Here is a 478-nt window from a genome sequence, read left to right as displayed (position 1 = left end):
GTGTACTGGTCCCACTCCACCGAGCAGCCGGTCTCCAGCACCATGTCATCGAAGATGGCGCCGTAGTCCGGTTCGGTGATGCCGGTGGCGTCCTGCATGGCCTTGGACGTGAGGCCAATTTTGCGGCCCACCAGGGTCCGGCCGGCTTCCTCGTTCCGGCGCCGCCACAACTGCTGCACGGCGTAGGAGTCCTCCACCGTCATGTGCGGGTAGCGGGCAGTCAGGCGCGGCACCGGCGTGCGGGTGCGGCCTGCCTCCAGCAGTTCGTCGGCGATGGCCTCGATCGTCTTGGCATCCAGCATGGCTAGAGCTGCGCTCCGAGCTTGAAGCCTTCAGCCGCGGCTGCTTCGCTGGGCCGGGTGTAGGAGAAGCCGTCGGCGCCGACGGTGACGGCCATTTCGGACTTTTCCTCGCGTTCGATGACGGGTTGGGGGTTGCCGTCCAGGTCCAGGACGAGGGAGGCTTCGGTGTACCAGGA

General features: G+C 66.7%; 1 protein-coding gene and 1 pseudogene. Both read right to left on the bottom strand.

What is annotated here, in order from left to right:
• On the bottom strand, window positions 1-302 hold a 302-nt coding region (locus AC5RV1_RS21380; protein WP_493995957.1), incomplete at its 3' end, for a 2-keto-4-pentenoate hydratase.
• Between the two features lie 2 nt (window positions 303-304).
• A pseudogene (locus tag AC5RV1_RS21375) lies at window positions 305-478 on the bottom strand (3,4-dihydroxyphenylacetate 2,3-dioxygenase); the annotation flags it as partial.

The sequence above is a fragment of the Arthrobacter sp. Hb9-2 genome, assembly GCF_059091165.1.
The sequence above is the reverse complement of the archived record's forward strand: the minus strand, read 5'-3'. Positions and strand labels throughout refer to the sequence as shown.